The 21,659-nt window shown below is 31.3% G+C and carries 20 protein-coding genes; 7 read left to right on the top strand and 13 right to left on the bottom strand.

Translation table 11 applies throughout. The annotated features are described in order from the left end of the window. Positions 1-92: 92 nt before the first annotated feature. The 6 genes from ACW5YJ_RS04470 to ACW5YJ_RS04445 all read right to left on the bottom strand — a co-directional run bounded on the left by ACW5YJ_RS04470 (position 93) and on the right by ACW5YJ_RS04445 (position 8,687). Positions 93-1,565 carry a Na+/H+ antiporter NhaC family protein gene (locus ACW5YJ_RS04470; protein ID WP_017723246.1) on the bottom strand — a complete coding sequence of 491 codons (1,473 nt, stop codon included), beginning with the start codon at positions 1,563-1,565 and terminating at the stop codon, positions 93-95. A gap of 81 nt (positions 1,566-1,646) precedes the next feature. Beyond that, positions 1,647-2,975: an LLM class flavin-dependent oxidoreductase gene (locus ACW5YJ_RS04465; protein ID WP_017723247.1), complete on the bottom strand. Its 1,329-nt coding sequence runs from the start codon at positions 2,973-2,975 to the stop codon at positions 1,647-1,649. Beyond that, entirely contained in the window at positions 2,972-3,988 is a 1,017-nt protein-coding gene (locus ACW5YJ_RS04460) for an MsnO8 family LLM class oxidoreductase (RefSeq protein WP_017723248.1), read from the bottom strand. Before ACW5YJ_RS04460 ends, ACW5YJ_RS04465 begins: the two co-directional genes overlap by 4 nt. Positions 3,989-4,225: 237 nt before the next feature. Beyond that, positions 4,226-5,005, bottom strand: coding sequence for an SDR family NAD(P)-dependent oxidoreductase (locus ACW5YJ_RS04455; RefSeq protein WP_017723249.1), 780 nt, complete (start codon positions 5,003-5,005; stop codon positions 4,226-4,228). A 369-nt stretch (positions 5,006-5,374) separates the two neighbouring features. Further along, a complete protein-coding gene (locus tag ACW5YJ_RS04450) occupies positions 5,375-7,039 on the bottom strand; it encodes a Na/Pi cotransporter family protein (protein WP_017723250.1) in 1,665 nt (554 codons plus the stop codon). Positions 7,040-7,397: 358 nt separating this feature from the next. Then, complete coding sequence (locus tag ACW5YJ_RS04445; RefSeq protein ID WP_457338535.1) at positions 7,398-8,687, bottom strand: YhgE/Pip domain-containing protein; 1,290 nt, start codon at positions 8,685-8,687, stop codon at positions 7,398-7,400. A 156-nt stretch (positions 8,688-8,843) separates the two neighbouring features. Here ACW5YJ_RS04445 and ACW5YJ_RS04440 point away from each other — a divergent pair, with 156 nt between their 5' ends. Further along, positions 8,844-9,449 (top strand): TetR/AcrR family transcriptional regulator, encoded by a 606-nt coding sequence (locus ACW5YJ_RS04440; RefSeq protein ID WP_017723252.1) that lies wholly within the window; start codon positions 8,844-8,846, stop codon positions 9,447-9,449. Between the two features lie 29 nt (positions 9,450-9,478). Continuing rightward, a complete protein-coding gene (locus ACW5YJ_RS04435; protein WP_017723253.1) occupies positions 9,479-10,417 on the top strand; it encodes a magnesium transporter CorA family protein in 939 nt (312 codons plus the stop codon). A gap of 99 nt (positions 10,418-10,516) precedes the next feature. On the opposite strand, the gene ACW5YJ_RS04430 is transcribed toward ACW5YJ_RS04435, so the two are convergent. From ACW5YJ_RS04430 to ACW5YJ_RS04420, 3 genes are all read right to left on the bottom strand, one after another. Continuing rightward, positions 10,517-10,699, bottom strand: a complete 183-nt coding sequence (locus tag ACW5YJ_RS04430; protein ID WP_017723254.1) for a hypothetical protein — start codon at positions 10,697-10,699, stop codon at positions 10,517-10,519. A 259-nt stretch (positions 10,700-10,958) separates the two neighbouring features. Then, positions 10,959-12,401, bottom strand: coding sequence for a sucrose-specific PTS transporter subunit IIBC (locus ACW5YJ_RS04425; RefSeq protein ID WP_017723255.1), 1,443 nt, complete (start codon positions 12,399-12,401; stop codon positions 10,959-10,961). Between the two features lie 123 nt (positions 12,402-12,524). After that, positions 12,525-13,100, bottom strand: coding sequence for a peptidoglycan recognition protein family protein (locus ACW5YJ_RS04420; RefSeq protein ID WP_457338534.1), 576 nt, complete (start codon positions 13,098-13,100; stop codon positions 12,525-12,527). A 230-nt stretch (positions 13,101-13,330) separates the two neighbouring features. Between ACW5YJ_RS04420 and rsp the strand changes: the two genes are divergently transcribed. Both rsp and ACW5YJ_RS04410 read left to right on the top strand, forming a co-directional pair. Continuing rightward, positions 13,331-15,430, top strand: a complete 2,100-nt coding sequence (gene rsp, locus ACW5YJ_RS04415) for an AraC family transcriptional regulator Rsp (protein ID WP_457338533.1) — start codon at positions 13,331-13,333, stop codon at positions 15,428-15,430. A 146-nt stretch (positions 15,431-15,576) separates the two neighbouring features. Next, complete coding sequence (locus tag ACW5YJ_RS04410; protein WP_017723258.1) at positions 15,577-15,924, top strand: DUF4889 domain-containing protein; 348 nt, start codon at positions 15,577-15,579, stop codon at positions 15,922-15,924. Between the two features lie 135 nt (positions 15,925-16,059). Here ACW5YJ_RS04410 and ACW5YJ_RS04405 read toward each other — a convergent pair whose 3' ends face one another. Further along, on the bottom strand, positions 16,060-16,419 hold the full coding sequence (locus ACW5YJ_RS04405; protein ID WP_107555343.1) for a DUF3139 domain-containing protein: 360 nt from the start codon (positions 16,417-16,419) through the stop codon (positions 16,060-16,062). A gap of 385 nt (positions 16,420-16,804) precedes the next feature. On the opposite strand from ACW5YJ_RS04405, the gene ACW5YJ_RS04400 reads away from it, so the two are divergent. The 3 genes from ACW5YJ_RS04400 to ACW5YJ_RS04390 all read left to right on the top strand — a co-directional run bounded on the left by ACW5YJ_RS04400 (position 16,805) and on the right by ACW5YJ_RS04390 (position 18,314). Next, positions 16,805-17,245 carry a MarR family winged helix-turn-helix transcriptional regulator gene (locus tag ACW5YJ_RS04400; protein ID WP_017723260.1) on the top strand — a complete coding sequence of 147 codons (441 nt, stop codon included), beginning with the start codon at positions 16,805-16,807 and terminating at the stop codon, positions 17,243-17,245. 238 nt (positions 17,246-17,483) lie between these two features. Then, a complete protein-coding gene (locus ACW5YJ_RS04395; protein ID WP_135091843.1) occupies positions 17,484-17,852 on the top strand; it encodes an Hsp20/alpha crystallin family protein in 369 nt (122 codons plus the stop codon). Between the two features lie 27 nt (positions 17,853-17,879). After that, positions 17,880-18,314 (top strand): Hsp20/alpha crystallin family protein, encoded by a 435-nt coding sequence (locus ACW5YJ_RS04390; RefSeq protein WP_457338532.1) that lies wholly within the window; start codon positions 17,880-17,882, stop codon positions 18,312-18,314. Positions 18,315-18,399: 85 nt separating this feature from the next. Here the strand turns inward: ACW5YJ_RS04390 and ACW5YJ_RS04385 are convergent, their stop codons facing one another. The 3 genes from ACW5YJ_RS04385 to ACW5YJ_RS04375 form a co-directional block, all read right to left on the bottom strand. Continuing rightward, the gene (locus tag ACW5YJ_RS04385) at positions 18,400-19,566 is read right to left on the bottom strand and encodes a nitrate/nitrite transporter (RefSeq protein WP_153672495.1); all 1,167 of its coding nucleotides are present in this window, start codon (positions 19,564-19,566) and stop codon (positions 18,400-18,402) included. A 383-nt stretch (positions 19,567-19,949) separates the two neighbouring features. Beyond that, positions 19,950-20,603: a nitrate respiration regulation response regulator NreC gene (gene nreC / locus ACW5YJ_RS04380; RefSeq protein ID WP_017723264.1), complete on the bottom strand. Its 654-nt coding sequence runs from the start codon at positions 20,601-20,603 to the stop codon at positions 19,950-19,952. 20 nt (positions 20,604-20,623) lie between these two features. Further along, positions 20,624-21,658 carry a sensor histidine kinase gene (locus tag ACW5YJ_RS04375; protein ID WP_017723265.1) on the bottom strand — a complete coding sequence of 345 codons (1,035 nt, stop codon included), beginning with the start codon at positions 21,656-21,658 and terminating at the stop codon, positions 20,624-20,626. Between the last annotated feature and the right edge of the window lies 1 nt (position 21,659).

Here is a 21,659-nt window from a genome sequence, read left to right as displayed (position 1 = left end):
AAACAAAAAAGGAACAACGATAGACTTTAATGTTCTAAGTATAAATTACTTTTAGATAAAGTCATCATTGTTCCTTTTATTTTGAATATCAATTATATACCACCACTCCAGCCAATTGCAGTAAATACATAAAGTATCACACCACCAACAATCATCCATATGATAAATAACGGTGCCATAAATTTAAACCATGATCCGAAATTAGCCTTAGCTATAGCTATAGCCCCAATTGTAGCACCTAATGTCGGAGTGATAAGATTACCTAATCCACCACCAAAGGATAATGAAGTTAATAATATTTGATCATTAACTCCTAATGCTGTTGTAACAGGCTGTAATATAGGCACCATCACACTCATCAACCCAGAACCAGAAGGCACTAAGAAATTAAATATTGTAGCTACAAAAAACACTAAAACCGAAACTACACCTGATGAAGCACCATCAAGTTGCGTCGTCAATCCATGCACTATAGTACTTAATATTTGTCCTTTTTCTAATATCACGCTAATGGTATTTGCCATAATGATTGCAAATGCAACTACAAGCATCGGTTTTGCACCTTCTAAAAATCCATCCACCATTTCAGATGGTCGTTTCCCCTTAACAATATAGGCCAACACAAAACTTAAACCAAATACTGTAATAAAAACACCATTACCATATCGTTCAGTCCACTTTAGCAAACCATTTCCTAACGCTAAAATGATTGGTGTAACAATAACTAAACTAACGACAATGTAATCTCTCCAACTTACCTTTCTATCTTCCAAATCCATTGCTTCATTTGATGAATAATCGTTTTGTTGTTGCCAAACTTTTGTAGTCATCATACTATTATCTGGATTTTTAATTACTCTTCGCGCATACCAAATTACATACAATAAGGTCACAATTAAAAATATAAGATACATAATAGCCCTGCCACCGTAGCCTGAATAAAGTGAGACATCGGGATATACAATTTGTCCGATTTTAGCCATTCCAGAAGGTGATACAGAAAATGCCATATATAAAGGTAAGAATGTAATCGCCAAAGCCATAATAGGATCTAACTTTAAACGTCTTACTAAAATGACGCCCAAGGTTACAAACACAATCATTTGATCTCCACCGATAAAGAATCCTATAAAAGCCATTAATGAGAATAAACCTATTATTAATGGTAATGCACCTACATGTTCAAATCTATAAATCATGAAATTGGTTATTTTCGTAACTGAATTTAACTGCAGGATGCCTCCCATTGCACCACCTATAAATAATAGCAAAGTCACTGTTTGAGCAGATTGGGTACCTCCATTTAGAATCAGAGTTATTGCATAAAATGGATTCACAGGATGTTGAGCAATTGCGTGGTAAGTCCCTTGTATCATCGATCCATCTTTGTCAGTATTAAACGTCCCAGCAGGAATGATATATGTCAAAAAACAAGCAAACATCATCATTAGTAACATCATTAATAACACATGTGGTAACTCTAATTTCCTTTTTGTTTTTATAGAAGTTTGGTTAGCTGTTTGATTAACAGTATTTTGATAAGATGTTGTACTAGATTCTGACATAGTCGTTCACTCCTTTTAATAAAAAATAGACACAACTTTTATAATTTAGATGTGTCCATCAATTTCAATATTTTCAAAGCTTTAATTTGTAACACGGGATTGTGTGTATCTATTTTCTTTAAAAGGAAGGCCAAGATGATCTCTTAATGTTTCACCATGAAATGTTTTATCATAATAACCCTTCTCTTCTAGAATAGGTAATACATTTTCTAAGAATTCATCATAAACCGCCCCGTATATATGAGGCCCAAAAATAAAACCATCTGCTGCGCCGTCTTCTACCCATTCAATGATTATATCTGCTACAGTTTCGTATGTTCCCATAAATGGAGAGCGTCTAACTGTCTCTTCTAGCGCAACTTCTCTTAACGTCGATTGGTTTGCTTTTGCGCGATTAGCAATTGCATCTGCAGTAGCTCGGAAACTATTTTGACCAACTTCTCCTAAATCTGGAAAAGGCGCATCTAAATCATATTGACTAAAATCATGATGATCATAATAACGACCTAAATAATCTAATGCTTCATCAATATTTGCTAAAGTCTTAATATTTTCAAAGCGTGCTTCTGCTTCACTTTCTGTCTTAGCTATGACTGGTGCTAATATAGGATAAACTCTTACTTCATCGGGGTTACGTCCATATGCCTTAGCTTGATCTTTAATACTTTCATAATTCCGTTGTGCACTTTCTTTTGATTCTCCTAATGTGAAAACTGCATCTGCATATTTGGCTGCATAGTCTTGTCCTTTAGGTGAAGCGCCTGCCTGAAAAATGACTGGTTGACCTTGTTCAGAGCGACTTGCATTTAATGGTCCTTTTACTTGGAAATATTCACCTTTATAATCTAGTGTGTGCATTTTGTTTTTATCTAAATATTCGCCTTTTTCATTATCAAATTTAAACGCATCATCTTCATATGAATCCCATAATCCTTGTACCACTTGAATATGTTCTTCAGCGATATCATATCTCGTATCATGCTCCGGATGTTCACCTTTACTATAGTTATCTGCACTACCCTCAAGTGGTGATGTAACAACGTTCCATCCTGCGCGTCCGTGACTGATATTATCAATCGTTGCTAACTGTCTCGCAACGGTAAAAGGTTCACTATATGAAGTTGAAATTGTACCAACTAAACCAATTTTTTGAGTAATAGACGCAAGTGCAGCAAGTAGCGTTAAAGGTTCGTGTCTGTCTAAGAAATGAGGGATAGACTTCTCATGAATATATAGACCATCTGCTACAAAAACAAAACTAAAACCTGCTCGCTCTGCTCTCTTAGCAATGTCTAGTTGGTATTCAAAGTTAGTACTGGCATCGCTAGGAACTTCATTAGATTTCCAAGCATGCATATGACTACCTGGACCATTTAACATAATTCCAAAATCTATTTTTTTCTGACTCATAATACCCCTTCTTTCTGGTTAGCAATTGTGTATAATGGAGCAAGTTTCTCCACCGTTTTCACTCTTAATTTGTGATTCTGTATTGGCATATGCAACATAAACTCATCGATGAGTCCTTCGTTGTTTAACTGAGATAATTGATGTCTAACTTCAGCAGCTGAGCCTTCTAAAACGTCTATTTGCTTTTCCTCAACTTCAAAATGTTCTGCACTTTGTTTACTAAATGCTTCTAGTTGCTCCTTAGTATTTACAGTAATTTTTCTACCATCCTTAAAATGCAAAGCATAATTTGTACGACCATCTTTAACTAATTCTTTATCATTTTCATTTTCTGTTACTACTGCTGCTACAGCAACAATAAAACGCCCTTTTGGATATTGCTGTTTATAAGATTTCACTGCACTTATTAACATATCAACATTAGAATTAATAAAGAAAGCATATACAAAACCAACATTTTCATTTGCTGCAAATTGTGCCGAACGGTCACTGCCCCCTAATAAAAAGAGCTCTGGCTTAGGAACTTCATTATCTCTTATAGAAGTTTGTAATTGATTATATGCATCATCTTCTTTAAAATTTCGATTATTTAAATTGTTTAACAGTTGGAATTTATCATTGAATGTAACTTGTGGCGATTTGAATTCTGATTGCAGAGCCTGTGTTGCTAATGGAAATCCACCAGGTGCTTTACCAACCCCTAAATCAACTCTACCTGGTGCAAGGTGACTAATAAAATGGAATTGTTCTATTACTTTAAAAGGACTATAGTGCTGTAACATTACTCCTCCTGAACCAATACGTATTTCGTTAGTCTTGTTGAGTAGATGTGTCACTAATATTTCTGGGCTTGTACCCGCAACTTCTGGAATATTATGATGCTCTGCAACAAAATATCTCGTATATTTTAATTTATCTGCTAGTTGTGCTAATTCAACAGTTCGTTGTATACCCTCATTTACAGTTTCATTAATATCAATTGGACTTTGATCTAGAATGCTCATAGATGTCATATATAATCCCCCCAAATCAATTTTCTGAATATTAGATTACTAGTAATACTATGCTCCTCATACAACTTTGTCAAGTATTCTTATCGTTTTAGTAAGGATTAAATAAAGCTAGATTTATTAGAGTCATTTAACATAAGAACTTTAAAAACAGCATAAAAAAAGAGAAGTGGAGTATTATATTATCTCAACTTCTCTTTTGATATTACTAGATTTAATTTTAAATTAGTCACTAGTTATTTATAATGCTGTATATCCCCCATCAATTGTGACAACACTACCAGTAACAAATGATGAAGCATCAGAAGCTAAATATAGTGCTGCACCTTGTAATTCTTCAGGTACACCAGGACGACCTAATGGTGTAAAATTCATCCATGTATCAATCATTTCTCCACCTTGAGCAAAATAATCTCTAGTTAATTCTGTTTCCATATAACCTGGAGCAATAGTATTTACACGTATACCATGTTCTGCCCATTCACTTGCTAAGCTTTTAGTAAACATAATTACCGCACCTTTAGAAGTATTATATGCCGCCTGTGGTTGTGGCGTATTTACAATGATACCTGACATTGAAGAAGTGTTCACAATAGTACCTTTTTGCTGTTTGATCATCACTTTACCTACAGCTTGTGAAACTAAAACCATGCTGTTGATATTGACATCCATATTTTTAACCCAACGATCGTAAGGCATATCTTCAAATTTAACATGTTCGTTGATTCCAGCATTGTTGAATAGAATGTCTATGTGCCCAAACTTATCCATTACATCTGAAACCATTTGCTCAACATCCGACACGTTTGTTACATCTACTTTACATGCCAAGGCTTGATTTCCTGTTTCAGTTTCAAATTCGTTTGCTGTTTCTTTTGCTAAATCTAAATTAATATCAGCAATAACTAAGTTTGCACCTGCTTCAGCTAAACCTTTCCCCATTGCTTTTCCTAGTCCTGAGGCACCTCCTGTCACAATTGCGACTTGACCATCCAGTTTGAATTTGTCTAAAACACTCATATTATGTAACCTCCATTTATTTCGTTTATTAATTGTAATTGTAAAATAAATTAATATTCAAAGATAGTGGAAACGCTTACTGATTTTATTCTCTACATTTAATTATCTAGATAATTTCCACATATTCACTTAGAAAAATTCAATTATTAGATAGTATGCTATAACTTTGACAGCTACTTTAGTGTTGATATTAAAGTAATTTGGTAATATCCAACCATTCTTAACTTAATAAATCTATAACTAGAATCAACGATATCTTTTTTAATAATTTATATAAAAAAGACGAGACAGAAATCAAAATTTAAAATTTGATTTTTGTCTCGCCTAGCGTAGTTATTTTACATGCTAATTTTTACGATTAAATAATATTTAGTAAGACCAACCTAATGGATTTTCCACATGTTCTTCTAATTCTATTTCATCGATATCAACCATTGATTCTGAAATATTTCTAGAATGATAACCGATTCGTTCTAATATTGCAATCATATCCAGATATAATAAGCCACCTTCTGGTGAACACTCACCTGAACTTAAACGTTTAATATGTTTTTTCCTTAAATCATGTTCAAGTTTGTATGAATCATTACTTATTTTAACAATTTCATCACGCTTAACTCGATCATAAACGTTGAACATTTCAACTGTCTTTTCAAATGACATGTTAACATGATTGTAAAGCTTTTCAATACTTTGTTCAGCTTTATCAGATATTTTGATAGGATTTGTATCTTTTTTCTTCAAATCTAATAAATAGGCTTCTGATAAACCAGCCACTTTCAACATCGTGCGATTAACATCGAATAATACTGACATCCTTTCTGCATCATCTTGTGACAACTTCTTCTCAGATATTTTAGTAAGATACTGTCTGACATTATCATACATGTTGTCAATTGCTGCATGTTTCTGAATAATATCTTTTTCAGTTTTTTCGTCGTAGTGATTGACTTTTTGCAACATGGATAACGTCATTCTACCAATGTTTTGAATTTCATCTTGAGCTTCTTGTAGAGCAATATTAGGTGCTCTATTAATTAAGTTCTTATCAAGATGTCTTGGTTTGTATTTTTCATTAATATCTTCACCTGGTATTATTTTCGTAACTATCCAAGCTAGTACAAAAATAAATGGTAATTGAATTAAAGTATTTGTTACGTTAAATGTACCGTGTGCAAATGCAATAACCATTTCTGGTTTTAAATTCATTGCGCCTTGCATCCACTCAATAACTAATTGATACAACGGTAAGATGAGCAAGAATATTGCTGCACCTATCACGTTAAACATAACATGAACTGCTGCAACACGTTTTGATGCAAGAGAACCTGCTAAACTTGCTAAAACAGCAGTAATCGTTGTACCGATATTATCACCTAATAGTACTGGCAGTGCACCATGCAAGCTAATTAAATCATTAGCAAAGAACCCTTGTAATATACCAATTGTTGCACTTGAGCTTTGGATGATAACTGTTAAGAATGTACCAGCTATAACACCATATATTGGATTTGATGACATATCTAACATGATTTGTTTAAACCCATCTAAATTAGCGAGTGGCTTCACTGCACCACTCATTAACTCTAAGCCATAAAAAAGAGAACCAAAACCAAATAAAATCATACCTATATTTTTTACTTTTCTTTTCTGGATAAAGAAAATCAAAAATGCGCCAATAGCTAGGATGGGTAGTGAATAAGCACCGATATCAATACCTATTATAAATGCTGTAACCGTGGTACCTATATTCGCTCCCATAACAACTCCAATTGCTTGTCGCATTGTCATAAATCCTGCACTTACAAGACCAATCGTAATGACAGTAGTCCCTGAACTACTTTGAATTAAAATCGTAACAATCATACCTGCCAAAACACCCATGATTGGATTACTAGTAAATTTATTTAATATACTTCTCAGTCGATCGCCAGCAGTTGCTTGTAAGCCATCGCCCATCTGTTTAATTCCGTATAAAAATATACCTAAACCACCGATAAAAGTGAAAATTATCTCCATTACAGAAGAATCCATCGTCACACCTCTTTAAATTATTTGTAAACTATGTGAATTATAACTTATTTTTGTTAAGCAAATGTTAATTCTTTATTAAAATTATAGATAATGTGCTAAACAATTATGCAATCATATTTCAAACAGTTTTCAACATTCATTTAAACAGTGTAATGACAGTGTTTAATAAAAACAATGGGTAGTACATTTGATACAAATTAATTTTGTATATTTTATGAAATATGATTTTGAATTAAGTTACTATTGAAATGTTTATATAAAAAGGGTTAGAAATCAAATAATCAATTTGATTTCTAACCCTGCTAACAAAATTGTTCATTTTAAATCAATATAATAATTAGTGTTGCATTTGATACATTTATGACGGAACTTCTGTACGTTTCCCACTATGTTTTCTAATTATTGCAGCGCTTATTGAAGAAACAACTCCAAAAATAATAAAACCGATAAACATCCACATGGTAGCATTCATTTCTAGTGGTTGATCCATATAAAGTAATGCTCTCAAATATTCACCATAGTGAGTGAATGGATTCCTACTCACAACATAATCTTGATAAAATTGCGGCAGCATTTGTTTAGGGAACATTACAAGTTGCATGCTAAAGAACATTGCTATAAAGAATATTGGAATAGACTTCATACCTAACCAAGTCATAACACCTAAAATAAGACCAATAAAGCCTAGTAATGCAATAGAAACAAAAAGACCTATTTTATTAATATCAGGGAAATCAAATCCTTGAACACTAGACATAAAATATACATAACCAAATCCACCTACAAAGGCAGTAACAACTGCAATTGCAAGTTGACCTAACGACGCAATAATGCGGTGCGAAATTATAATATTATCTGAAGTTCTAAATGCAAAGAACAGCAAAATAGATGCCACAATCGAACTAATCCACACTGGCATAAACATCAAGAATGATGCATTACCATTACCTTGATGGTCTTTAACTTTATGAATCTTTTGATCTGATACTTTCACAGGATTTGTAAGTCCTTGAATATCACTAGGGTTAACTTTAACATCCTGTTTTTCTAGAGTATCTAAACCTTGTTGTGTTATTTGTTTATTTAAATTATCACCGATACCTTTTAATACATTTGAAGAAATTTGTGATGCTTGCATATTCGCACCACTATTAATCAATGTTTTAAATTCTGCTTGGTTGACTGTTATGTCTTGTGAAGCACCAGATTTATCCATTTGACTTTGCATTTTTTTAGCCTGTTCTGGCGGTATTTCACCTGATTGTATTTTCTCTTGTATTTCTTGCTTTTTACTATCCATTACTATTTTTTGAGTTTTACTCATCGCATGTTTTGAAAAATCTTTCTCAAAAATAGCTGCACCAAAATATTTTTGGTCATCTAATCCTTTTCGAGCATCTTTTTCATTATCTACTTCAACCCATTTTATAGTATCAGAATCACTATTTAATAGTTTATCTTCTAACTTTTTACCAATGTTAATGTCATTATTTTGAATAGATGTTCCTTCATCTTGATTAACAATAGCAATTGGTAAAGCTTTTGGTTTAGGATTGTAAGCTGGATAAAATGCTATTGAAAATATTGCCAATATGATTAAAATTGCTATTGGCGCTATCCAAAGTAATTTATTTTTAAATATATTCATATTAATTACCTCCTTTTTGAACATTGTGTTGATTAATCACTACTTTGTTTATTATAATGAGCATAATTCAATAAGCAATATTCAATAAACTTCATTTTGTTTGTTTATCAACAAATAAACATGGTTTGTCTATTAAAGTTTAAGGAGATGAGTAAAATGATAGAAGATCGTCGCGTCAGAAAAACTAAAAATGCAATCAAACAAGCTTTTATAAAATTATTAGCAGAAAAAGAACTAGAGCGAATAACGATACAAGATATAACATCCTTAGCAGATATTAACCGAGGTACTTTCTATTTACACTACGAAGATAAATATATTTTACTTTCAGACCTAGAAGATGAAATTCTCGTTGGTTTAGCAGATGAAATAGGTACTTATAAGTTGGTTATGCAAGATTCAAATTTAGAAGACTTCGCTAAAATATTTTCGGAAAAAATTCTTAAAAATATCATTCTCCATATCCAAAAAGATATCGATTTTTACTTAGTTATTTTTAAGTTAGATAGAAAAAGCCATCTTGAAGATAAGATTTCAGAACTTATGTACTCTAATATGACAAAAAACCTTAACAACAAACAAAAAATTTCAGGCATACCAATAGATTATTTTCATAGTTATGTTTCAGGTGCTACGATTTCTTTTATCAAACATTGGGTACAAGATAATAATAGAATGGAACCCGATATTGTTGCTGATCACTTATTCAAAATTATATTTAACGGACCATTACGTCTAATGGCAAAAGAACAATATCAATAACACTTCTGAAGAAAGGACCTCATTTTATCATGATAACTGCATATAAACATTCACAAACTGATAAAATAATCGAATCTAAACTAGATCAAACAGCTTCATGGGTTAATGTTGTTGATCCCAACTGGGAGGAAATCGAAATGCTTATAGATCGCTATGACATTCCTGAAGATTTCATACGAGACCCATTAGATAGAGAAGAGAGTGCGCGTGTTGAATACGACGAAGATTCGCATTATTCATTAATTATATTAGACTTACCTATTATAAATGACACTAATTCAAAAGTATTGTCATTTATTACTATTCCTTTAGGAATTATTATTGGAAATAAAAAAATCATTACTATTTGTAATGTTGAAAATGAATTCTTAGAAAACTTTGCACGTCAGAACATAAACCTACGCTTTCATAGTCGTTTTGCATTAAATATATTGTTAACAATTACAAATCATTACAATAGAAATTTGAGATTACTGAATAAAACACGTGTGCGTATTGAACGTGACTTAAAGAATAACGTCACAAATAAACAACTTTATAATTTAATGGAAGTAGAAAAAAGTTTAGTTTATTTTTTAGCTGCACTTAAAGGTAATGAAGGCATAGTAAAGAAATTATTCCGTCTACCAGCTATGAAACGCTTTGATGAAGATGAAGACATTTTAGAGGACTTGTTAATCGAAAATAATCAAGCTTTAGAAACGACGAGACTTTATACAGATATATTAGAAAGTATCACTACTTCATACGCATCATTACTATCAAATGAGATGAATAATACGATGAAAACATTAACGCTTTTCACTGTATTTTTAACATTGCCAACTTTAGTATTTAGCTTTTTTGGCATGAATGTTCCCTTACCTATTGATGACCATAGTTATATTTCATGGCTCATTGTGATTGGCATTTCTCTCATTATCGTGACCATCGTAGGCGCGTTTTTATGGCGCAAACAAAAATTGTGAATTAGATTATAAACGCTTATTAAATCATACAAAATCTTTATAAAACTTTATAACGTTCATACAATGGTGAGAATAGTCTTTGTATAAATAATATTTTCATTAAAATAACTGTCCTATAGACACCTTGCTATTAATAAGACAATTTTTGACTTCGACAAATTCATATACAAAATTTAAATCTAATATCACATCAACTTTACGTAATAAATAATTGTTAAGCACTAATTTAGAAATAGAAATCATTTCATATTGGTCTCTTTTATCAATTGATCTATGCAACATAATAAACACCATCACTGTTTAATTTATATATAATCTTTTTAGTGTAATATCGGCAGTGATTTAGACCGACTCCTGTGGTAGAACTCTAGTCGAAGATTATAGGCTAAGGCAGTGACCGCGGGAAGCATACAAAAAAACTGTCAACAAAGTTGGAGAATTTGTCGACAGTCTGAGACTAATCCGTATGAAGACGGATTAGTCTTTTATTTTGATAATGTAATTTTTGTACTACTTTAAATCTTAATATACCTTTATACTACTATGCTTCAATATTTCTATATTTCTTGCTATATGACAAAGCGTATGTTATGCAAAATGCTACGATAAATGCAATGATCATTGCTATACCGTAATGTAACCAACCATTGTTTTGGCCGCTAATAGATATAAATCCTGGTATACCTGCAGTGCCTAATGCAATAGCTTTAACTTTAAAGAATGCTATATAGGCAGAACCGATACCTGAACCTATAATTGCCCCAATAAACGGATATCTTAACTTCAAGTTCACACCAAACATTGCTGGTTCTGTAATACCTAGTAGAGCAGATACGCCCGCAGCGGATGCTACACCTTTTAATTTTTTATTTTCTTTTATAATAAAGAATGCTGCAAGGGCAGCCGCTCCTTGTGCAATATTAGACATTGTTGCAATAGGGAATATAAATGAACCGCCTGTTGATGAACTGTCAGCGATAAGTTGAGTTTCAATAGCAATAAAACTATGATGCATACCTGTGATAACAATCGGCGCATATAACAAACCAAATATAAGACCGCCGATAGCACCACCAAATTCATATAGCCACGTTAAACCGTCTGATAACCAATATCCTAAAGTACGTGTTAATGGACCAACAAATGAAAATGTTATAAAACCTGTTGATAATATTGCTAATAAAGGTGTTAATAAATTGTCTAATACTGTAGGTATAACTTTCCTTAGTCCTTTTTCAATTGTTGCAAGAATATATGTAGCTACTAGCATTGGTAATACTTGACCTTGATATCCTACTTGATTAATTTCGAGTCCAAATAAGTTCCAATGAGGAATCTCTTTTCCCGCTTCTAATGCTTTCGGATAATCATAAGCACTCATCAATTCTGGATGAACCAATATCATTCCAAGTGCTGCCCCGAGATATGCATTACCTCCAAATCGTTTTGCAGCACTAAAACCAATTAGTATAGGTAGTAATGTAAACGGCGCATTAGCAAAAATGTTAATCATTTCAGCTAAGCCACTAAACTGATTTTGTACTTCTATTAATGATTGATTATCATAAAAAATACCAGGTGCAGTTAATATATTATTAATACCCATGAGCAAACCACCAGCTACAATTGCTGGTATGATTGGAACAAAGATATCTGATAGCATTTTCACAAACCTTTGAAAAGGATTCATGTTTTTAGTGCCTTGCGCTTTCACATCTGACACCGAAGACGCTTCTTTACCGGTTATCTTTTCTAATTCACTAAACACTTTATTTACTGTACCAGAACCAATGATAACCTGATATTGTCCCCCAGTTGAAAATGTACCTTTTACAACATCCATATCCCCTAATGCCTTTTCATTAACCAAGTCTTCATTCTTTAATACAAGTCTCAAACGCGTTGCACAATGTGTCATTGCTTCAACATTATCCTCTCCACCAAGCGCTTGCAATATATTTTCTGCAGACTTTTTATAATTCATTATATTACCTCCTTTTTAATGGAACCGGTACCAAAACTTTATAATAATATTGTAATCGGTTCCATTAAATAACGCAATCCCATTTTTGTATATTCTTTGTGACTAAATTTAAAGTGTCAATAATTATCCAACTACCGTCATATCACTTCCTTTTATATTGAAATAATAGTATTTAATCTTGTCTATAAAATAGTCTTGTAGCATTTTTATATTTTCTTCATTTGTAGGTGCATTATCCAAATGAATTGACCAAGCTCTTGCAGGACATTCCGTATTACAAAACATTTTGTGTAGTTTTACTGTATTTCTATTTACAGGTAACTGATTTTTTTTCAATATTAAGGCTGCAATCCAATAACTAGCTTCTTCATTCTTAATAAATTGTTCATCAGACAATATTCCATTAATTTTTGATTGACAACGTTCTATACCTATATAATGCTCGTTCGCAAAAGTATTACCACAGTGCCACTCTACATATGGAGAGGGATGAAACCAATAACATGTCTGCTTATCAACATATGCACACACCCATCCTTTTTCCAATTCATTATTATCTATCCTTTGCTGTAGCCAGACAATATAATCCTCTGCACTATTATTTTCTGCATCATCATGCAACACGACACCTAATACTTCAGATTTTAATTTCGTTATTTTAGATTCTTGATTGTAAAATTTAGAATAAATGTGCTTCATTTTTCAAAACCTCCGTGACAAATAGAACAATATGAATTTTTAAGTTGATTTCTCAGAAAAAATTATCTACTAACCAAAATAAATTGTCTAAAATTTAATTTTTAACGCCGAATCTCTTTATAAGATTAAAAAATATTTATATTTAAAGGATTAAAAGTCATAACTTTTTGTAATATAATGTATTTTGAACAATATACCAATTCAAATTATTATCAGGAGTTGCCTTTACTATGAATAGTACAACTTTGTGTATCCACGAATTTCTAAACACTCATACACAACGATGTATACATCAAGTCATACTTTTATTTTCATTAAACAATAAGTTAGATGTTACCTTAAATGGCCATCAAATATCTGCTGAAAACCATATCATTATTATAAATCACAATGATTTATATCACATTTCAGATTCCGAACAAGTAGTAGAAATGTGTATACCTGTCCAACAATTCACAAAAACAATTAAAAGTTTTTTCAACTTTTACTATAACTACAAGTTATTAAATTCCAATGAATACCTTAAGTTCCAAATCTTAACGATGATTCAACAGTTGAGTCAATGCGGACCTACTGAGCCACCTATACTCAATGAAATTATAACTATAATTAATAAGGAGGCAAAAATAAAACATGACTTTACTTATGTTCCATCTATATGCACAGAAAACACCTTATTAAATGATATAACTGAGTTTATAAAAGCTCATGTTACCCAATCACTTTCCTCCAAAGATGTTTCGAGTACTTTTTATATTTCTGCGCCTTATATTTCTATATTGTTTAAGAAATATTTAGGTATTAGCTTTAAACATTATATAACTAGTCTTAAGATTGCTTTATCACTCGCTGATCTTATTCAAACGAAACACGCAATTTATCATATATCTGAACATTATGGATTCAATCATTATTCAAATTATATCCATCAATTTAAATTTTTCTTAAATATGACACCTAATGAATTTAGAAAATCAATACATGCTTCACATCAAAACAATATTGTACTAAACAATAATGATTTGGATAGATTCAAGCCCCAAATTGATTTAATAACTAAAGAAAAGCCTGTTTCATCAAATCAATTACAAATTGATACCAAGCGATTAAATTTTAAGGATTTGGCAAAACCTCCTACTATTTTTATTCATATAGATAGTTTAATGGATATTATTCAGTCTGACTTTAATTCTAAATTCAGTTTTAAAGATTTAACTGATGCCTATGTATTAATTAATAATATTAAAAATCTCTCTTTAGAAAATTTAAGTCTCACTGGTATGATTGATTTTGTTGATTCACTATTCTCTGATTATATCGGTATCGCGCTAAGAATAAAATCTATGACACAGTTTGATTTTGTCGAAAGCTTAATATTACAATTTTTAAAATTTAAACCAAAATATGCAAAATATCAGCAGAATTACAATTTCCTAATTCTCTTTGATACCTCTCATTTATCATTAAACGAAGTTAATCGATTATATATTAAAATAAAAAATCTGAACTTTAATATAAAAATGGCTATTACCATCGAAGGTGTAATTAACCAGGTTAATTCTTTAAAAAATGCTTTCACACTACTCCAAAGGTTTAACTTTGATTATCATTTTATCGATATAGAGCAAGCACAAGTTCGAAATTTATTAAATAAAAAAGGAGAGGGTTTTAATAATTCAATGAGTTATTACGATTACTTTAGTAAAGTAATCAAAGCTTCACATATTGATACATCAAAGTTTGTATACACAAAACTTACAAAGCAATGCTTCAAGTTTTACGAAGAAAGCCATCCTTTAGAAATAGCTGATTTAATGTGTCATATTCTTATCTTATTAAATAGAGGTTGCGGTGTAGGGTACGAATTAATGCGTAAAGAGAAAGCTGACGTCGCTTTGATGAACAGTCATGGCATTTATGAACCCCTAATGTATATATATCAATTCATTAGACATTTTATAGGCAAACCAGTTTCTATCCATAAAAACTTTATTATACTAAAGGAAAAAGAAGAAATTCATTTACTTTTATTCAATTCCATAAACCGTCGTACTTCACCAAAAGAAGTACTTAATCTTAGCTTAAAACAAACTATATTAAATTCAAAAGTCACATTGTTCATACAGACATTAAATCGAGAACATGGATTTATTGACTATGCATTACCACCTTCATTTAATGACATATATATTGAAAGATCATTATTACGATATATTGAACAATCCACTATACCAAAAGCAGAAATTAGACAGTTTACAGAATTTAAAAATAGCTTAGAATTTATTTTGCATCATGATGAACTAAAATATATTCGTATATTACCTTCTTAACTTTTCATATTTTAATTGCGTTAAACTTAACAAGTTTTAAAATATAGTAAAATACGTTTAGTTAAAACATGGTTTGTACTTTCGATTGCATAAATTAAATATTTTAGATATAACAGAAGAAAATAGATATAAAGGAGAATTATACTTTGAAAAGCAGTAAAGTGTTCGCAATTACTATAAGTGCATTAATGTTAATTATTGCTACTGTATTGATTATTATGATGTTGTCGAGTGGTCAAAAAGAAACTTATTATGGCTATATGAAAAATGAAACGACCGCCGATAAAATAATTAGTGAAAAAAATCATAAAATAGAAAATGATGTTAAATTACCGGCTGAATCAGGGTTTTCTCCTAAAAAAGGAGATTTCGTTAAGCTAATTAAAGCTGAAGGCGATGGCGCTTTTAGTAAAATGGAAGTTGTCGATCATGACGACATTCCTCATGGTTTAATGATGAAAATTCACGACATGGATAATAAGAAAGGCATGTAATCTTTGTACTATAACCTCAATGCAAAAACTCATACATGCACACCTCTAATAACATGATAATATATAAAAAAATGAGTTAGAGACAGAGACAAATTAATTGTCCCTGTCTCTAACTCATATATTAACAATGTATGCCTATTTATCTTTCGGCTTATAATCTTCCTTAAATTCGTTATGTTTAGCATCTTTGATATTTTTATTGGTTTCACTATCAAAACCTTGTACTAAAATACCTTTAAATGTACTAATTGGTTGCACTGTATACGTATGTTCTGAATCATCTTTAAATTTAACTTGCTTATAATATAAACCCTTTTTAGCACTATACAATGTTTTCTCGGATTCAATTTTTTCAGTTAAATTTTGTTCGTCCATATAATGATCTACTAGTTCTAAATTTTTATGCCCCTGATATGTTCTCATGCCAAAGAAAAATACAATAGCAATAATCAGTGACACCACTAATAGACCTATGATTTTAAAAAATGTTTTCATCATTAATCTCCTTTAGTTAAAACGATAACTTTCTAACTGATAAATGAGTAGTTACGCCCCTCATTAACGCTTTATTACACCTTTATTATATAATAAAACACATAATATTATTAGTATGACTTATTACAAATAATTTATAAAGTCATATAGACTTTTTGTAACAAAATCTCCTTAAATTAATTTCGAACATAAAATAATTTTTCATCTTCTAAAAGCATACTTTTTTAATTTAAAAGCACTTCTTATTACAGTACTTTTTCACTATATAGTTTCTAATTAAGTAAACGTCGATAAATATTATTTTTTTAATAGAAAGAGGTGCGCAACTGTTCCTTGACAACAACCATAGTTCATAATAAGGTTAAATTTCAAAAGGGGTGATTAAATGGAGGAAAAAGACAGCTACTTAGAAAGACAACTATGTTTTCTTTTTTATGTGTCTTCTAAAGAAATCATTAAGAAGTATACGTCTTACTTAAAAGAATTCGATTTAACATATACAGGCTATATTGTGCTACTTGCAATTAAGGTAGATGAAAAACTCAATATTAAAACGCTTGGTGAACGTGTTTATTTAGATTCAGGGACACTTACACCTTTACTTAAAAAACTTGAGAAAAAAGGCTATGTAACTAGAACACGTGAAATTGATGATGAGCGTAACCTACAGATTGCACTTACTGAAAAAGGTGCAAATGTTAAAGAACCACTCTCTAAAATATCAAAACGTGTGTTTAGCGAATTCGATATGGACATGGATGAAGCTATTAATCTAAAAGAAACATTACAACACTTCGTTAATAAACATTTTTCTAAAGATATTTAATCTGTTAGAGGTAAAGTTAAAGTTAGAAGTTCTAGTTTTCATGTTATTATTTTTGACTTTACTTTCCTCTTACTTAAATCTTTTTATTACGCCCCCACCCCATCACAATTCCACCGATGTTACTCACTCAATTAAACTAATATTCAGCTCTTTTTTTATTTTCACATGGTTTGACTTTGACTTTCTTTGACTAATATATTATACTGTATTTGTAAGATAAAAGGAGAGGTGAATAGAGATGATACAAAGCACTAACAATCTTACTAAAGATTTATTAGAAAGTTTAGTCTCAGACCATCACGATTTCAAAGTAACTGTATATCAAGCACACGATAGCTATACAGTTGAAGCTGAACTTCCTGGTTATCAAAAAGATGATATTACTATTAATTTCGAACATAAAACATTAACTATACTAGCAAAACGTTCATCTGATTTAGAACAGCAAGGTACTTATTTAATTAACGAACGCAATTCTAATAAGCAAAGTAGACAGTTTATCTTTAAACATATAGACACAAATAAAATAAAAGCATCTATGAATGACGGCATCTTAACGATAAATCTGCCAATCAAGCAAACAAAAACACAAATTTCAATCGACTAAATCTAAAAATTTAAGGAGAGAGATACAATGGCTTTTGATAAAAAAACGTATAACAATCCATTTTTTGAAGGCGACGCAACTGAGTTATTTAGAGATTTTGGACGTCAATTTTTTGAAAACTTTCCTGAAACTTCAAGCATTAAATCAGATGTAAGAGAGTTAGATCGTGCCTTCATAATCGAAGCTGAACTCCCTGGTTTTAAAAAAGAAAATATTAGTTTACAATTTGAAAATGACACTTTAACAATTGAAGGTAAGCAATCAAATAATACTAAAGAACAAGAAGAAAACGTTCGCATCCTTCATCAAGAACGGGTTTATAGCGATGTTAAACGTCAATATCCTTTTGACAATATAGATGAAACTGCTATTAAAGCATCGTTTGAAAATGGTATATTAAACGTAACACTACCTAAAAAAGACAAAGAAGAACAGTCAGCATCCAATATTCAAATAGATTAATATAGTCATTTTATTGGCTACTGATAATCTTTATAAGATAAATTTAAAAGCTGAAGTTAGATAATCCATCTAACTTCAGCTTTTTTTATAATGTCGAATTTAATTTTTCACGTTTCATAATATGAATCATGGTAACTAAAGCAATAACTCCGAATATAGCCAATAAGATAAAAGAGAAATGGCTTGTTCCAGTGACACTTGTTACATAAGCTATGACTAATGGTGGGAAGAAACCGCCTAAGCCTCCCATCATCGAAACAATACCATTAGCTGATCCAGCCTCTTTTCCAAAATAAGTTGGCACGAGCTTAAATATTAAGCCATTACCGACACCTGCGCACATACTAATAAGTAAACATCCAATTGTAAATAATAGTATATGATCTGATAAACCTAGCGTAATTGCACCTATAATCATTAATATAAAGTCGCAGATTAGTAAAGTTACAGCATTAAACTTATCTCCTAACACTCCTCCTAACGGCCTTAGGAAAGTAGCTAATGCGATAAATATCCCTGCTCTTATACCAGCATCAACTTCACTGATACCAAAATTTTGTACTAAGAAATTAGGTAAAAACAATCCAAAAGCTACAAATGAACCAAATGTAATAAAATACCAAAGTGATAAATAATATAACCTTAAATCTTTCATCAATATTTTATATTGTTTAACTAAAGGCACTTTAATTTTGGGTTCTTTACTGTCACCTAATAAAAACATAAAAATTGCAAAAAGTACTATGACGATTAAATAACCTCTAACTGTTGATTGCCAACCTATGATACCAGCAATCGGAGGCGCTAAGAATGAAGAAATGGCAGTTCCTATATTCCCCATCCCATATATACCATTTGCTAATCCTACGCGCTCTTTTGGAAAATATTTAGGTATAGATGTCACACCTACTGAAAATACAGCACCACCTACGCCAAGAAAGAAACCTGATGCCATTAACATCTTAGGTGATTGTGCATGGCTTAGAAAGTAAATCGGAAATAATAATATAATAAAACTACAAAAGAATACCCATTTCGCACCAATAATATTTGTTAAATAACCAAAAGGCACTCTTAAAATAGAACCTAATATAACAGGAATAGCTAAAATAATAGAAAGTTGGCTGCTTGTTATATGTACATCCTGAGAGATAAAAGGCATTAATGGCGCAATAATACTCCATGCCATGAACCCTACAACAAGACTTAAAGACTGCAATGTTAGTTGAAAACCACCACTTGCTTTGTTCATTCATTTCACCTTCAATTTATAAATTTTTTTTGATAAATTAGGCCAGTATTTGGATATAGTTGAAGTGCTGTATTTCTATATAACAATTATAATTATTAGCACCGGTGTGATATGAGTAAGTATAAACGTTTCTATTAGCAGAATACTGGCCACATTTTCATTATAAAATCTTTGTGAAAAATTGAACATAAGGATTATCCCTTAACAAATACAGGAATTTCCCTACTTAATTAAAGGAATTTTATATAAGCAAAATATACTTCTAAATTTAAGTTATTCACCGACTCCTCCTTGTATTTAATAAGTTCTAATCAACAAGAAAGAGCTAACCTACGCCTGAATATTTTAGGCAATTAAGTTAGCTCTTTTATATAAGTACTACTTTAAAAATCAATCAATTTTTTCTTCATGGCATATTCTACTAATTCTGGCTTTGATTTTAATTCTAATTTTTGCATGATATGTGTTTTATGTGCCTCGACTGTTTTCACAGAAACAAATAACTTCTCAGCGATATCTTTATTTCCATAACCTTTTGCTATTAAAGGTAATATCTCTATTTCACGCTTTGATAAAATTTTATAAGGATCAGTTGTGGTTTGCTTATCATCACCTGAATTATTCACGAATTCATTGACTAGCGATGTCGTCAATTTCATATCAACATATGTTTCCCCTTTAAATACTGTTCTAATTGCTAGTATCAATTGTTCATCGGGGGCATTTTTTAAAATATACCCTTTAGCACCGTTTCTTAATACGTGAAATAAATATTCTTCATCATCATACATTGTTAATATTAGTATTTTTGTATCTGGAAAACTTTCTGTAATTTTACTTGTTGCTATAAGCCCTGACTCACCAGGTGGCATACTTAAGTCCATAATTAGTACATCTGGCTTGTACTTCATCACTTTTTGATAAGCTTCCACACCATCGGCTGCAGTCCCAACGACTTCCATATCTTCTTGATAATTTAATATCATTGTAAATCCAGTACGCACAACTGCATGATCATCCGCGATAACTATTCTCAAAATTAATGTCTCCTTATTCCCTATATTGGAACTTCTAATGTAACAATTGTGCCTCGACCTATTTGAGTATCAATATTTATCTCAGCATTTACAAGTTCTGCACGCTCGTTCATACCATAAAGTCCCAAGCCAGTTCCCTTTGGCTGGTCTGTCTTTATAAATCCATTGCCTCTATCTATAATTTCTGCAATTAGTTTACCGTGACTAACTTGTACCTCAACTTCAATTGTATCAACGTTTGCATATTTTATGGCGTTAAACAAAGCTTCTTGTACTATTCTATAAACTACAGTTTCAATTTCATTATCAAACCTGCGCATCGTTAAATTAGATTGATAGATAATATTGATACCATAATTTACTTCTACCTGTTTAAAATATGTCTTAAAGGCTGCGTCTAATCCTAAGTCATCTAATGAAGATGGTCTAAGTTCTACAGATAAATTACGTATATCATCAATTAATTTAGACATCAATCCTTCTATACGCTTAGAACCGTTAACCAACTGCTCTATTTCTTGTTGATATTTTAAAAGTCTTAATTCAACATCTATATTTAGCATTTCTTGTACTACGCTGTCATGTAATTCTCTAGATATCCGTTTTCTTTCGTTTTCTTGAGCAGAAATTGTTTTTTGCATCATTTTTCGTTGATACATCTTATCATGTCTTTCTATTTGAGGTGACACATTTTGTAACGTGAACGCTTTAATTCCTTTGGATTCATCAATTGTTTGATAGGTAGCTGCAAAAGGCTCAACTGTACCACGTGTCGTTTTCATAAATACCTGAAAGCTTGTATTCCCAACATTTTCAGCTTCTAAAAAGCAATATCTACATGATTGCAATTCGAACTCATTAGTATAACCATCACAATGATTACATATGACATTTGTCATGCCTTCATAGTCATTATCCAATGAGATGATATCACTTGCTGCCTGGTTCATTGCAATCACTTGGCCACGATTATCGACAAATACAATTTTTTCACTCGTATTATTAAAGTATTGCATTAATAATGCTTCCATATCTAGCTGTTGCTTGCTTTCCATT

The organism is Staphylococcus sp. mip270_02, from assembly GCF_054031535.1.
The sequence above is the reverse complement of the archived record's forward strand: the minus strand, read 5'-3'. Positions and strand labels throughout refer to the sequence as shown.